This is a genomic window from Paraburkholderia antibiotica (assembly GCF_012927125.1).
Lineage (GTDB): Bacteria > Pseudomonadota > Gammaproteobacteria > Burkholderiales > Burkholderiaceae > Paraburkholderia > Paraburkholderia antibiotica.
This window is the reverse complement of record NZ_JABBFZ010000028.1, coordinates 57,468-71,934: the sequence shown is the minus strand read 5'-3', so window position 1 is coordinate 71,934 and position 14,467 is coordinate 57,468. Positions and strand designations below refer to the sequence as shown.

12 protein-coding genes are annotated in these 14,467 nt (G+C 63.3%); 10 read left to right on the top strand and 2 right to left on the bottom strand.

Features of this window, described 5'->3' with window-relative positions; translation table 11 throughout:
• Positions 1 to 308: 308 nt before the first annotated feature.
• Positions 309 to 1,349, top strand: coding sequence for a transporter (locus HHL14_RS29910; protein WP_169501212.1), 1,041 nt, complete (start codon positions 309 to 311; stop codon positions 1,347 to 1,349).
• Positions 1,350 to 1,537: 188 nt separating this feature from the next.
• On the opposite strand, the gene hmpA is transcribed toward HHL14_RS29910, so the two are convergent.
• The gene (gene hmpA, locus HHL14_RS29905) at positions 1,538 to 2,719 is read right to left on the bottom strand and encodes an NO-inducible flavohemoprotein (RefSeq protein WP_169501211.1); all 1,182 of its coding nucleotides are present in this window, start codon (positions 2,717 to 2,719) and stop codon (positions 1,538 to 1,540) included.
• Between the two features lie 136 nt (positions 2,720 to 2,855).
• Here hmpA and norR point away from each other — a divergent pair, with 136 nt between their 5' ends.
• The 9 genes from norR to HHL14_RS29860 all read left to right on the top strand — a co-directional run bounded on the left by norR (position 2,856) and on the right by HHL14_RS29860 (position 13,340).
• Complete coding sequence (gene norR / locus HHL14_RS29900; RefSeq protein WP_169501210.1) at positions 2,856 to 4,451, top strand: nitric oxide reductase transcriptional regulator NorR; 1,596 nt, start codon at positions 2,856 to 2,858, stop codon at positions 4,449 to 4,451.
• A gap of 204 nt (positions 4,452 to 4,655) precedes the next feature.
• Positions 4,656 to 6,194 carry a class I adenylate-forming enzyme family protein gene (locus tag HHL14_RS29895; protein WP_169501209.1) on the top strand — a complete coding sequence of 513 codons (1,539 nt, stop codon included), beginning with the start codon at positions 4,656 to 4,658 and terminating at the stop codon, positions 6,192 to 6,194.
• A gap of 148 nt (positions 6,195 to 6,342) precedes the next feature.
• On the top strand, positions 6,343 to 7,551 hold the full coding sequence (locus HHL14_RS29890; RefSeq protein WP_169501208.1) for an ABC transporter substrate-binding protein: 1,209 nt from the start codon (positions 6,343 to 6,345) through the stop codon (positions 7,549 to 7,551).
• A gap of 46 nt (positions 7,552 to 7,597) precedes the next feature.
• Positions 7,598 to 8,752 carry an acyl-CoA dehydrogenase family protein gene (locus HHL14_RS29885; protein WP_169501207.1) on the top strand — a complete coding sequence of 385 codons (1,155 nt, stop codon included), beginning with the start codon at positions 7,598 to 7,600 and terminating at the stop codon, positions 8,750 to 8,752.
• 83 nt (positions 8,753 to 8,835) lie between these two features.
• Positions 8,836 to 10,020 carry an ABC transporter substrate-binding protein gene (locus HHL14_RS29880; protein WP_169501206.1) on the top strand — a complete coding sequence of 395 codons (1,185 nt, stop codon included), beginning with the start codon at positions 8,836 to 8,838 and terminating at the stop codon, positions 10,018 to 10,020.
• An 85-nt stretch (positions 10,021 to 10,105) separates the two neighbouring features.
• Entirely contained in the window at positions 10,106 to 10,978 is an 873-nt protein-coding gene (locus HHL14_RS29875; protein WP_169501205.1) for a branched-chain amino acid ABC transporter permease, read from the top strand.
• The gene (locus tag HHL14_RS29870; RefSeq protein ID WP_169501204.1) at positions 10,975 to 11,931 is read left to right on the top strand and encodes a branched-chain amino acid ABC transporter permease; all 957 of its coding nucleotides are present in this window, start codon (positions 10,975 to 10,977) and stop codon (positions 11,929 to 11,931) included. The genes HHL14_RS29875 and HHL14_RS29870 overlap by 4 nt, the downstream gene beginning before the upstream one ends.
• Complete coding sequence (locus HHL14_RS29865) at positions 11,918 to 12,646, top strand: ABC transporter ATP-binding protein (protein WP_169501203.1); 729 nt, start codon at positions 11,918 to 11,920, stop codon at positions 12,644 to 12,646. Before HHL14_RS29870 ends, HHL14_RS29865 begins: the two co-directional genes overlap by 14 nt.
• Positions 12,639 to 13,340 (top strand): ABC transporter ATP-binding protein, encoded by a 702-nt coding sequence (locus HHL14_RS29860; RefSeq protein ID WP_169501202.1) that lies wholly within the window; start codon positions 12,639 to 12,641, stop codon positions 13,338 to 13,340. The genes HHL14_RS29865 and HHL14_RS29860 overlap by 8 nt, the downstream gene beginning before the upstream one ends.
• Positions 13,341 to 13,356: 16 nt before the next feature.
• On the opposite strand, the gene HHL14_RS29855 is transcribed toward HHL14_RS29860, so the two are convergent.
• Positions 13,357 to 14,259, bottom strand: coding sequence for a LysR substrate-binding domain-containing protein (locus tag HHL14_RS29855; RefSeq protein ID WP_169501201.1), 903 nt, complete (start codon positions 14,257 to 14,259; stop codon positions 13,357 to 13,359).
• Positions 14,260 to 14,467 lie beyond the last annotated feature (208 nt).

Genomic DNA, 14,467 nt, shown 5'->3' with positions numbered 1-14,467 from the left:
GAACAGGACCGTGAAACGACTCTACGCCGATGATAGTGCGGATTGCCCGTGTGAAAGTAGGTAATCGTCAGGCTTCTCCTCAGTCAGAAACCCCACCCCGAAAAGGTGGGGTTTTTGCGTTTACGGCTCCATAGAGCTGGCCGCTATCGAAGCGTTCGCTTCTCTAGCGCTTTCACGTGACGTCTTCGTGACACTCCCGCAGCCGCGATTCGACAATACGACGTCGGAAAACGCGCGCATCAACCTTCTTTCAATTGGTCAGGCTATGCTCACGTATCCCTTTCGGATGTGCTGGCATTGAATGACCTATGAAATCTGAACTGCTATTGCAAACCTATGGCGCGGACTCGTCCGGCATGGTCTGCGGTTTCCGCTTTTCGCCGACGCAGGCTGGGCAGCCAATCGACGCCGACAACGTCGTCCAATGGCTTCGCGAGCGTGCGGATCATGCGGACACTGCCGCAAAAGACGACGAGTTTCTGTGGCTGCACTTCAATCTCGCGCACAGTGCGAGCGAGCGCTGGATGAGAGCGCAACTCGATCTGCCGGAAGCCTTCTTCGACGCCTTGCAGGAAGGTTCGCATTCGACGCGGATCGAGCACGCGGACGGCGCGCTGCGCGCGGTTGTCAACGATGTGATGTTCAACCTCGAATTCATTCCGTCCGAAATCGCGACACTCTGGATCTATGCACACAAACAGCTGATCGTCACCGCGCGTCTCAAACCGTTGCGCTCGGTCGACCGCTTGCGCGCGTCGGTGCGGGAAGGCGAAATATTCAGGTCACCTGTCGAATTGCTGGTCCATCTGATGCGCGACCAGGCCGACCTGCTCGTGCAGATCGTGCGTCGAACCAGTGCCGATGTCGATCGGATCGAGGATCGATTTCTGTCGCAACGGCCGACGCAGAACCGCCTCGACCTCGGCGCGATGCGGCGCACGTTGACACGTCTGCAGCGGATGCTCGCACCGGAGCCCGGCGCGATTTTCCGTCTGCTCGCGCGACCGCCTCGCTGGCTGCATCCGGAAGACGTGCAGGATCTGCGCGAATCGACGGAAGAGTTTTCGGTGGTGCTGTCGGATGTGGCGGGGTTGATCGAGCGGGTCAGGCTGCTTCAGGAAGAAATCACGGCGCGGCTCGAAGAGCAGAACAACCGCACGCTTTTCACGCTGACACTCGTCACCGTGCTGGCGATGCCGATCAATATCGTCGCCGGCTTCTTCGGCATGAATGTCGGCGGCATTCCGCTCGCCGAGAACAAGCATGGCTTCTGGATGATGGTGTTGCTGGTCGCCGGCTTTACCGGGCTGACAGGCTGGTGGGCGTTTCGCCGGAGAAGAGAGCGCTAATGCGTGCGGCGCATCGATCTTGCGGGACTGCTCTTTTAACGCGGCGGAATTGAATCGGAAAGCCCCGACTAAAATGGAAAGAGTAGATAAGCGTAGATGCCGTTTGCCAATTCACGCCCAGCATCCACGCTTCCCGACGATTCAACAAAGCTAAGGTCTCAGTACTTCAAGCACGCCATTCGAGCGTATTACTCGAGTGCGGCAGCCGGGCCGAAGAACTCGTAACGGCTCTGCGATTCCGGTACACCGAGCGCCTTCAGGCATTTCTTGATCGCCTTCATGAATGCGACCGGCCCGAGGAAATACACGTCGACGTCGCGCGTTTCCGGCAAGTACTTCTTCAGGTTCGTTTCGTTCAGATAGCCGATTTCATTCGCGGCGGCATCGCCCGCGCGACGCTGCTCGTAGCAATAGAAACGCTTCAGTTGCGGATGACGCGCAGCCAATGCGTCGATCGCGTCACGGAACGCATGCACGCCGCCATGACGGGCCGCGTGAATGAAGTGCACCGGACGATTCGTCTTCAGCGCCGCCTGCAACATCGCCATCGTCGGCGTGATACCGACGCCGCCGCTAATCAGCACCAGCGGCTTGTCGCCAGGCTGCAGCGTGAACTCGCCGGTCGGTGCGAACAGTTCGAGCGTGTCGTTTTCATTGATCTGCTCGTGCAGATACTTCGACACCGTGCCGTTCGCCTCGCGCTTCACGCTGATGCGATATTCGCGGCCATCGCTCATCGCCGACAGCGAATAGTTGCGGCGCACTTCCTCGCCGTCGATCACGAGACGCACGCCAATGTACTGCCCCGGTTGAAACGCGAGCAACTCGCCGCCGTCGTCGGGGCGTAGATAGAACGACGTGATTTCGTCGCTCTCGCGCACTTTGCGGGCGACGCGGAACACCCGCGTGCCGCGCCAGCCGCCCGGCGCCGCTTCGTGTTCGGCGTAGATTTTCTCTTCGAGGCCGATCAGTAGATCGGCGAGTTGTTGATACGCGGCGGCCCACGCTTCGATCACGGCATCGGTCGCGACGTCCGCGCCGAGCACTTCGCGAATCGAGCGCAGTAGGCACGAGCCGACGATCGGATAGTGCTCGGGCTGCACGTTCAGCGACACGTGCTTGTGGATGATCTGCGCGACGAGGTCGCCCAGTTGTTCGAGCTGATCGATATGACGCGCGTACATCAGCACGCCGTTGGCCAGCGCGCGCGGCTGTGCGCCGCTCGCCTGATTGGCCTGGTTGAACATCGGGCGCACCTCCGGATGCTCGCTGAGCATCAGGTTGTAGAAGTGCGTGGTGAGCGCCTCGCCACCGCTTTCGAGGAGCGGTACGGTTGCTTTGATGATGGCGCGGTGTTCGGCGGATAGCATAGTGAATGGGTCCTGATGAAAGTCGATAAGAGTCTGTCTATCAGCGAATATCAAAGCCGGCTTCGGCAGACGTGTCTACTATCCACGATTCGTGCCAGGTATAAAATGGCGTGAAATCAAACATTTGGTGCTTTAAATGGTTAATTCGACTCTAGTCGAAAAGACTCGGTCAGCGGTCGGTTTGACTGCAGGAGCGGTGCTCGATGTTTTGACGCCGCTGATTCTGGACCTGTCGCGCGAGCTGTCCGAGCGCGAGCGTTATCGGCGTTTGCTCAGCGCGTTGCGTACGCTGTTTCCCGGCGACGCCGCCGCGCTGCTGCGTCTCGAAGGCGACACGCTAGTACCGCTCGCGATCGACGGCCTGAGCAGCGATACGCTCGGCCGCCGTTTTCGTATCGCCGAGCATCCGCGCTTCCAGCAGCTTCTGGCGCAGCCCGGGCCCACCCGCTTCGCCGCCGATTCCGATCTGCCCGACCCCTACGACGGCCTCGTGCAAGGCATGGCCGCGGGGCATCTCGAAGTGCACGATTGCCTCGGCTGCCCGCTCTTCATTCGCGGCGAGCCTTGGGGTCTGCTGACGCTCGACGCGCTGGACCCGGCGCGCTTCGATACCATCGATATGGCCTCGTTGCAGGCCTTCCTCGGGCTCGCGGCCGCGACCGTGAGCGTGGTCGAGCGTATCGATGCGTTGGCGCGCAACGGCGAGGAGGCGCAGCGCCGCGCCGAAGCGTATCGCCTCGCGAGCAGCGAGAGCCGCCGCGAGCTGATCGGCAGCAGCGACGCGCATCGGCGGATGGTCAAGGAAATCGAAGTGGTCGCAGCTAGCGATCTGACCGTGCTGGTGACCGGCGAGACCGGTGTCGGCAAGGAGCTGGTCGCGAACGCGATTCACGCGCTGTCGTTGCGCTCGAACAAGCCGCTCATCAGCCTGAACTGCGCGGCGCTGCCCGATACGCTGGTCGAGAGCGAGCTGTTCGGACACGTGCGCGGCGCGTTTTCGGGGGCGTCGTCGGATCGGCGCGGCAAGTTCGAACTCGCGGACGGCGGCACGATTTTCCTCGACGAAGTCGGCGAATTGCCGCTCGCCGTCCAGGCGAAGCTGTTGCGCGTGCTGCAGAACGGCCAGTTGCAGCGTATCGGCTCGGACCATGAGCATCGTGTCGACGTGCGCATGATCGCGGCAACCAATCGCGATCTGGCCGAGGAGGTGCGCGCCGGGCGTTTTCGCGCCGACCTGTATCACCGTCTCAGCGTCTATCCGCTGCGCGTGCCGCCGTTGCGCGAACGCGGCCGCGACGTGCTGCTGCTCGCGGGCTTCTTTCTCGAAGACAATCGCTCGCGACTCGGCCTGCTGAGTCTGCGTCTCGCGGCCGACGCGCAAGCCGCGCTGCTGCATTACGCATGGCCCGGCAACGTGCGCGAACTCGAGCATCTGATCAGTCGTAGCGCGCTGAAGGCATTGGCCGCCAATCGCGAGCGCCGCCGCATTCTGACGCTGACCGCTGCCGACTTTGCGTTGTCAGATGTAAAGGATAGCGAAGCAAATCAGGCGGCCATCGACGATCCACAAAGCAACGCGACCGATTTCCGCAGTCTGGTGACCGAGTTCGAACGCAACCTCGTGCTCGAAGCGCTGGTGCGCAACAGGCAGAACTGGGCGGCCGTTGCACGCGAGCTCGGCCTGGATCGCGCGAATCTGAATCGGCTGGCAAAACGGCTCGGCCTCAAATAGCCGCGATAACCGCGGGTACGCAAGGCAAACCACACACTAGCGCGCGGCGGCGCCTCTTCTTTCCCCCTCAGTAAAACTACCAGGTTAAGCCACGCCGAATCCCCACTTCGCTGAAAACAAATTGTTGGCGCCGCGCGGCTCGAACACACTGGCAGCCAGTCGAGCGATGCATTGACGCGTCGCGCAGCACGGGGGAAAGGGACCATGAGATTGGCTGGGCCGGAGCCGCACAAGATCAGCGACATTCCGCGTTACTGGGCCGCAAGCGCGCCCGCTGCCATCGCGATCCGCGAAGACGGCGCGCAACTGGGTTTTGCACAGCTGTGGCAGAACATCGAAGCCGCGATGCAGTTCCTGCGCGAGCACGACGTCGGCTGCGGCGATCGCGTGATGATCGTCGCCGAGAACTGCACGGCCGTGATTACGCTGCTGTTCGCATTGTCGGAGCTCGGCGCATGGCCGGCGATCGTCAACGCGCGCTTGTCCGAGCGTGAGATCGAGGCGATTCGCGCGCATTGCCAGCCGCGGCTGATGCTGTTCACGCATGCGGCGTCGCCCGATGCGGTGCGTCATGGCGTGCGCTATCGCGCGCGTGAAATCGCGCCGGCCGGCCTCGGTCCGTTGATGCTCGGCGCGCAGGATGCGAACGCTCCGCGCGAGCCGGAAGCGCTGGCGCGCGAAGTCGCGGTGCTGATCTACACGTCGGGCACCACCGGCAAACCCAAAGGCGTGATGGCAACGCATCGCGGCCTGCTGCATTTCGCTCGCGTGTCGGCAACGTCGCGCGACATGACGCCCGCCGATTGCGCGTATGCGGTCATGCCGGTCTCGCACATCTTCGGCCTCGCAACGCTGCTGCTCGCGACCTTCCAGGCCGGCGCGAGCCTGCTGCTCGCCGCCCGTTTCAGCGCGGAAGAAGTCCTCGCCGCGCTGGCCGCCGACGAAATCTCAATCCTGCAAGGCGTGCCGACAATGTTCACGCGCATCGTCGCGCAGGTGCGCGAGCAGGGCGGCCTGCGTTTCACGTCGAAACTGCGCTATCTGTACACCGGCGGCGGTCCACTGGATCCGACGCTGAAGAAGGACGTCGAGGCGCTGTTCGGGCAGCCGCTGCATCACGGCTACGGCATGACCGAATACGCGGGTTCGCTGTTCATCACGCGGATGGAGCGGCCGCGCAGCGATTGCTCGTCGGGCGAGATCGTCGAGGGCGCGGAGTTGCGCATCGTCGATGCGAACGGCGACGACGTGACGCGCGGCACACCGGGCGAGCTATGGGTACGCGGCCCCGGCGTGATGCGCGGCTACTACCGCGCACCGGAGCAGACCGCCGAAGCGCTGCGCCCGGGAGGTTGGCTCAATACCGGCGATATCGGCCGGCTCGGCGACGACGGCGCACTGTTTATCGTTGGGCGTACGAAGGATCTGATCATCCGCTCCGGTTTCAACGTCTATCCGATCGAAGTCGAATCGGTGATCAACACGTATGAGCCGGTCAAGCAATCGGCGGTGGTCGGCCGCATGACAGCCGACGGCAACGAGGAAGTGATCGCGTTCGTCGAAGTGAAAGAGGACGCCGACTTCGACGCGGAAGAGCTGCGCGACTATCTGGCCGATCGGCTTTCCGCCTACAAGCGTCCCGCACAGATCGTTCGCATCGACGCGATCCCGACCACCGCGAGCGGCAAGCTGCTGAAGCAGAAGCTGCGCGAACTGGCGGGCGAACTGCAGACGCACGAATGAAACCCGACTCAGGCAACGACTCAAGCAGCGACTCAGGCAACCAATAAGCATGACGCAGCGGCATTTCACGTAACACCCGGCGCGACGCCATCGGCGCCACGCCGGCATCACCTCGAAAAAGCAGCCCAGCCAGGGCCACGGAGGAGACATGAAGCAATTCGCGTTGCGCGGCCGGCTGGTCGCGAGCTGTGCCGCCGCCGCGTTGTCGTGCGCGGGCGCGGCGACCGCACTGACGGTATCCACGGCGGCGAACGCCGGCGAGTCGCGCGTCGGCGTGGAGTTGCCGCTGACCGGTTCGCTCGCGCAGGCCGGCACCGAAATGTATCGCGGCATCCAGGTCGCCGCTGACGTCTACAACCGCCGCAATCCGCAGAACAGGGTCACGCTCGTCGCGATCGACGACGAATCGAATCCGGCCAAAGCGGTCGCCGCCGTCGAGAAGCTGGCGTCGCAGAACGTCGTCGCGATTGCCGGCGCGGCCAATTCGAATTGCGCGGGGCCGGCCTCGGAAGCGGCGAGCAAGGCCGGTATCGTCTACGTGACCTCGGGCGGCACCAGCGACGACATGGTGCGCCGCGGCCTGAAGAATTTTTTTCGTGTCAGCAACACGCCGGGCTACACGAAGGGCATGGTCGGTCTGTTCGAGCAGCTTGGCGTGAAGTCCGTGTCGATCGTTTATTCGACGAAGGACGCGACGAGCGACCTCGCGCAGCAGCTCGACAGCGCGCTCAAGGCGAAGGGCGTCGCGACCTCGCTGCATGCATTCGATCCGTCGATGACCGACTTCAAGCCGATCGTCAACAAGGTCAAGCTGCAGGACAAGTCGGATGCGATGGCGATGATCGGCTATGAAAACGACTACGTCGGTATTCTGCGCGCGGCGAAAGTCCTGAAGCCGAACCTGAAAGCGATCGCCGCGCCGTGGGCGTTCGCGAGCCCGAAGATGGCCGCGTCGTTCCCGGATCTGGTGCCGAACGTCTATGGCGCGACCGTGCTCGCATCGCCCGCCGATTACCGCTCGGCCGATCAACGCGAGTTTTCCGATACCTACCAGCGGCTCTTCAAGACTGATTCGAACTATCAGTCGCAGACCTCGTTCGCGTACGCGCAATTGCTGTTCGACGCGATTGCGCGTGCCCAGAAGGCCGGCACGCTCGACAAGGGCGGCCTCGCCGACACGCTGCGCCAGAGCGCAGGAGATGGCACCTTCCTCGGCAAAATCAGCTTCGACACGCGCGGCGATAACCCCGGTTACGTCGCGCACATGGGCCAGTTCACGCACGACGGCAAGCTCGCGGTCGTCTGGCCCGCCGACTACGCAACCGCCAAACCGGTCTATCCGGGCGTGCCGTGGTGAGCGCGCGCACCCTTCAATCCATCATCACGAAAGAGGTCAAGCAACGATGATCCGCGATCAGGAAACCATGAACGTTCTGCTCGACAACGTGGCGCGCTTCGTGCGCGAACGTCTGGTGCCGAACGAAGAACGCGTCGCCGAAACGGACGAGATTCCGGCCGAGATCGTCGACGACATGAAGGCGCTCGGCCTGTTCGGGCTGACGATTCCCGAGCAGTACGGCGGCCTCGATCTGACGATGGAAGAAGAGGTTCTGGTGATGTTCGAAATGGGCAAGACATCGCCCGCGTTCCGTTCGATCTTCGGCACGACGGTCGGCATCGGCTCGCAAGGCATCGTGATCGACGGTACCGACGAACAGAAGGCGAAGTGGCTGCCGAAGCTCGCGAGCGGCGAGACGATCGCGAGCTTCGCGCTGACGGAACCCGAATGCGGCTCGGACGCGGCGGCGGTGAAAACGCGCGCGGTGCGCGACGGCGATCACTATGTCGTGAACGGCACCAAGCGCTTCATCACCAATGCGCCGCAAGCGGGCATCTTCACGCTGATGGCCCGCACCAATCCCGAAGAGCCGCGCGCGGCCGGCATCAGCGCGTTTATCGTCGAGGCGAACACGCCGGGGATCAGCTTCGGCAAGCGCGATCGCAAGATGGGCCAGAAAGGCGCGCATACCTGCGACGTGATCTTCGAAAACTGCCGTGTGCCGGTGCAGAACGTGATCGGCGGCAAGGAAGGTGTCGGCTTCAAGACCGCGATGAAGGTGCTCGACAAAGGCCGCATTCATATCGCGGCGATCTGCGTCGGCGTCGCGCAACGGATGCTCGACGACGCGCTGCGCTACGCAATGGAGCGCAAGCAGTTCGGCCAGCCGATCGCCGAATTCCAGCTGATTCAGGCGATGCTCGCCGACAGTCAGACCGAACTGTACGCGGCGCGCTGTATGGTGCTCGACGCCGCGCGCAAACGCGACAACGGCGAGAACGTGAGCACCGAGGCATCGTGCGCGAAGCTGTTCGCGTCGGAAATGTGTGGACGTGTCGCCGATCGCGCGGTGCAGATTCATGGCGGCGCCGGCTATATGTCCGAGTACGGCATCGAGCGCTTCTATCGCGACGTGCGGATTTTCCGCATCTATGAAGGCACGAGCCAGATCCAGCAGATTCTGATCGCCCGCAACATGATGCGCGCAGCCGCGCGCTGATCGATACAGCGGGCACGACGGCAGTCAACCACAACCACTATTCGTCACGTCGTGCCCGTCCAATCAGAAAGCAGGAGACACCTATGACCCGCCTCTCTCGCGCGCCGCTCGCCGCGTCGTTGAAAATCCTCACGGCCGTGTCGGCGTTCGCGCTCGTCGCTGCCGCACAAGCCGCCGATCTGCCGGTCGGCGTCGAGTTGCCGTTGACCGGCAGCATGGCGCGCGCCGGCAATGCGCAGCTCGAAGGGATCAAGATCGCGACCGACATGTTCAACCAGCGCGATCCGAAGCACACGGTGAAGCTCACCGTGATCGACGACGAAGCGCAGCCGGCGAAGGCCGTATCGGCGGTGGAAAAACTGGCGTCGCAAGGCGTGCTCGCGATTACCGGCGGCTACGGCTCGAACTCGGTGAGCCCCGCCTCCGAAGCGGCCGACAAGGCCGGGCTCGTGTACATCACCTCGGGTGGCGTGGATAGCGCGATGACCTCGCGCGGCTTGAAGAACTTCTTTCGCGTGGGACCTTCGTCCGGCTATTCGAAAGCGATGGTCGGCCTGTTGAGCGACATGAACGTGAAGTCGGTGTCGATCGTATCGTCGACCAAGCAGGCACCGACCGATCTGTCCAAAGACGTGAGCACCGCGCTGAGCGCGAAAGGCGTCAAGGTCACGGTGCACGAATTCGATCCGTCGATGACCGACTTCAAGCCGATCGTCAACAAGATCAAGCTGCAGGACAAGCCCGACGTGATGGTGATGATGGGCTACGAGAACGACTATATCGGCATCCTGCGCGCGGCCAAGGTGCTCAAGCCGCAACTGAAGGCGGTGGTCGGCTGCTGGGCGCTCGTCACGCCGAAGATGGCGAGCGAGTTTCACGACCTCGTGAACAACGTGATCGGCAATGCGATGCTGCCGCATCCGGTGCAGTTCGCGTCGCCGGAAGGCAAAGCCTTCGTCGCTGCATATCAGAAGGCCTATAACAAGGACCCGGATTATCTGGCCGAGTTTTCGTACGTGCAGTCGCTGGTGTTGTTCGACGCGCTTGCGAAAGCGTCGGACAAGGGCACGCTGAAGAGCGGCGGCATCGCGACTGAGTTGCGCGCGCGGCCCTTCGATACGCTGATCGGCACCGTGCATTTCGACAACCGCGGCGAGAACCCCGCGTTCCTGAACAACATGGCGCAGATTCAGGACGGCAAGGTGGTGGTGATCTGGCCGAAAGAGAAGGCGAGCGGCAAGCTCAACTATCCGTCGCAGCCGTGGTGAGGCGGGCCATACCGCTCATGCAGCTCATGCAGTGCGCCTTCGCGCATGCGCCTGGGCGTGAGCGCCGCGCCAACGAGGAGTCGTCATGACCGATCTGATCCTGCAGTCGCTTTACTCCGGCATTCTGGTCGGCGGAGCTTACGCGCTCGTCGCGCTGGGGCTTGCGCTCGTGTTCGGCTCGATGCGCATCATCAATCTCGCGCACGGCGAGCTGGTGCTGCTCGCCGCGTACATCGCGTATTCGTTCGAGACGCGGCTTGGCCTCAATCCGGTGTTCGCGATTCCGGCCGCGATTCCGGTGGTTTGCGCGGCGGCCGCCGCCGCATGGTTCCTGGTCAGCCGGATCGCGCGCGACCGCGAACTGAATTCGCTGATCCTCACCTACGGTCTCGGCATCATCGTGACCAACGGCGTGCTGCTGATCTGGGGCGCCGACGTGCGCTCGACCAACTCCGCGTGGCTGCAGGACAGCGTGATGCTCGGCAACGTGCTGAGCATGCGCAGCGAACTGCTGTCGTTTGCGATCAGCGTCGTGCTGATGGGCGCGTTGTGGTGGTGGCTGTCGCGCTCGTGGTACGGGCGCGCGGTGCGGGCGATTTCGAGCAATCGCGACGCCGCGCGGCTGATGGGCATCAATCCGCGCAAGACCGAACTCGTGTCGTTCATCGTGGCCGGCGTGCTCGCGTCGTGCGCGGGCGTCGCGATGTATGCGAGCAGCGCGATCCAGCCGTCGATCGGCGAAGCGATGACGGTCAAGGCATTCATCATCACGGTGCTCGCGGGCATCGGCTCGATCCCCGGCGTGCTGCTCGGCGCGATGCTGCTCGGTATTGCCGAGGCACTGACCGTCACGCTGTTCAGCTCGGCATTGCAGGAGCTGGCCGGCATGCTGCTGTTTCTGCTGGTGCTGTATGTGCTGCCGAACGGCCTGTTCGGCGTCGCGAGGAGAAGAGGATGACACGCAAACTGCTGCTGGCCGTGCTGGTACTCGCGCTGTATCTCGGCGTGCCGCTCGCGCTTGGGCACGACCTGTATCTGATGAGCCTCGCGGTCGCATCGCTGACGATTGCCGGTATCGCGCTGGCGTGGGCATTGCTCGGCAATCTCGGCGGCATGGTGAGCTTCGGGCACAGTGCGTTCTTCGGCGTGGGCTCGTACATTTCCGCGCTGCTGACGCTCAAGGCCGGCTGGCCCGTGTTCCCCGCGATGCTCGCGGGCGGCGTCGGCGCGGTGATCGCGTCGCTCGCGATGCTGCCGGCGCTGCGTTTGAAGGGGCCGTACTTCGCACTCGCGATTCTCGCGTATGCGCAGATCTTCCGCATTCTCGCCACGCAGTTTGCCGGTCTCACTGGCGGTTCCGGCGGTCTGTCGAGCATTCCGGGTTTGCCGACCATCGTCGGCTTCGACTTCGGTTCGAAGACCGGCAACTATCTGGTGATCCTCACGCTCGTGCTGCTGTTCGCGCTCGTCTATCACTTCCTGCGGCGCAGCTACGTCGGTCTCGCGCTGCGTGCGATGCACGAATCCGAGGACGCGACGCGCGTGGTCGGTGTGAACAGCGTGATGCTGAAGCTCTCGATGCTGATGCTGTCCGCGCTGATGACGGGTCTCGTCGGCGCCTTCAACGCGCACTACATCAACTTTCTCGAACCCGACTACGCGTTCAATTCGTCGTGGGCGGTGGTGCCGATCATCGCGGCGATCTTCGGCGGCTATCGGACCATCTTCGGGCCGCTCGCGGGCGCGGTGGTCGTGTATCTGGTCGATCAGCTGTTCCTGAAGAGCGTGCTGCCGACTGGGCATCAGATCGTGCTCGGCATGCTGCTGGTCGCGATGATCATCGTCAGTCCGTCCGGGCTGACCGCGCTGGCGTGGCGTAAAACCAAGCGAGGCGCGTATGCCGCAAGCTGACCTGCAACTGCGCAACGTGACGATCCGCTTCGGCGGCATCACGGCGGTCAACGATGTCTCGATGGAGGTCGGCAAGAACGATCTGGTGGGACTGGTCGGGCCGAACGGCGCGGGCAAGACCACGCTGTTCAACGCGATCTCCGGGCTCGTGCGGCCGACGCAGGGTTCGATCAGCTTCGACGGCGCGGACATGCTGAAGACCTCGCTGCATCGGCGCGCGCGGCTCGGCATCGGCCGCACGTTCCAGGTGCCGCAGCCGATGCACGAGCTGACGGTGCGCGAAAACCTGCTGGTCGCGCAGCGTTTCGGCGCGGGACAGGTGGATCATGCGCGCATCGACGAAATCCTCGAGTTTCTCGATCTGCGCGGCAAGGCCGAGCGCAACGCGGCCACCGAACTCGCGTTGACCGAACTGAAGGCGCTCGAAGTGGCGAAGGCGCTTGCCACCGCGCCGAAGCTGCTGCTGCTCGATGAAGTGCTCGGCGGACTCGAAACGGCCAGCAAGCGCCGCTTCATGAAGACGCTGCTCGACGTGCACGAGCGTTATCAGGTCGGAATCCTGATTATCGAGCACGACATCGAAACCGTGATGAACCTGTGCCGTCGCGTGTGCGTGCTGAACTTCGGCGAGTTGATCGCCGACGGACCGCCCGCCGAAGTATTCCGCGATCCGGCCGTCGTGAAGAGCTATACCGGAGAGGTGATCGATGCTTGAGATGAACGCGGTGCGAGCCGGCTATGGCGCGATCAACGTGTTGTGGGACGTGTCGCTGAACGTCGCGCGCGGCGAAGTGACGACGATCGTCGGGCCGAACGGCGCGGGCAAGACCACGCTGCTGCGCGCGATCATGGGGCTTCTGCCGTTGCAGCGCGGGCAGATCGTCTATGACGGCGTGTCGCTCGCCGGCGTGCCGACGTGGGATCTGCCCGAGCGCGGCATCGCGATGGTGCCGGAAGGGCGAATGATTTTCCGCGACATGTCGATCGAGGAGAACCTGATGCTCGGCGCGTTTCCGAAGGCGCGCCGACAAGCCGCGAAGACGCAGCTCGAAGAAGTGTTCGCGCTGTTTCCGCTGTTGAAGGAGCGTCGTGCGTTGCCGGCCGGTACGTTGTCCGGCGGGCAGGCGCAGATGCTCGCGCTGGGCCGTGGGCTGATGTCGTCGCCGCGCCTGCTGCTGATCGACGAGCCTTCGCTCGGGCTCGCGCCGGTGATCGTGCAGGAAGTGTTCGAGATTCTCGCGCGACTGAAGGCCGAGGGCCGCACCATCGTGCTGGTCGAGCAGAACACGAATATGGCGCTGCGGCTCGCGGATCAGGTGTATCTGATGCAGGGCGGCAAGGTCACGTTATCGGCGCGCGCGGCCGAGGTCGACGTGGACACGCTGCACGATATGTATTTCGCGCGTTGAGCCTGATATACGAAAGCTATTCGAGCCGCCCGACGCCGTCGGCCACCAGCAGATCGACCAGCTTGCGCGCGAACAGCGGCAACGCCTGGCGATCGGCGACGCAGATCTGCAGCTTGCGCACCGCCCATTCGTCGGTGAGCGGAATGATGCGCAGCGCCATGGTTTGCGCGTGCCGTCGCGCGGTGCCCTCGGGCAGCACGCCGATGCCGATGTTCGCCTCGATCATCCGGCAGGCCGCCTCGAAGTTGCTGACCTGAATGCGCCAGCGCATCGTGCGTTGCAGCTCGGCCGATGCGCGCTTCAGGAAGCCATAGATCGCGCTCGCTTCGGGTGGGCCGATGAAGTCGTAGTCGAGCGTGGCGCCGAAATCGATTTTCTTGTGCTGCGCGAGCGGATGACTCAACGCGGTCGCGAGCACCAGGCGGTCGCGCCGGTAAGGCATCACTTCGAGTCCGTCGGTGCGCACGTTGCCCGCGACGATGCCGATATCGACGGTGCCTTCCTGCACGGCCTTGACGATGTCCGGGCTCAGACGCTCGTGCATGTCGACGTTCACGTCCGGATGATTGACCAGATAGGTGCGCAGCACCGCGGGCAAAAACTCGCTCATGGCGGTGGTGTTCGCGAACACGCGCACATGACCCTTCACGCCTTTTGCGTATTCCTGCAGATCGCCGGTCAACTGTTCGAGTTGCTGGAATACGCGCCGTGCATGCAGCAGCAGTGTTTCGCCGGGCGCGGTGAGCGTCACGCCCTGGCTCGTGCGGCTCAGCAGCTTCACGCCGACCTGTTCTTCGAGATTCTTGATCCGCGTGCTCGCGGCCGGCAACGACAGATGCGCCCGCTCCGCGCCGCGAGTCAGGCTGCTTGCTTCAGCGATGTGAATGAAGAGCTTGAGATCGACAAGATCGAAATGCATGAACGGGTCCGTTGAAGGGCAGGGTCATTATTGCGCCGCCACACGCTTTCCGACATTAGGCGAATTACGGGTTAATGCTAGCCGAAACGGGGTTTCGGCATATCCAAATTGTCGCGTGCTGGCCGATGCGTCAAGCTGCGTCGGAAGCTGATCGCGCTCGACGCGACATATGCGATACCGAATGCAGCAAAACACGCAGCACAACACC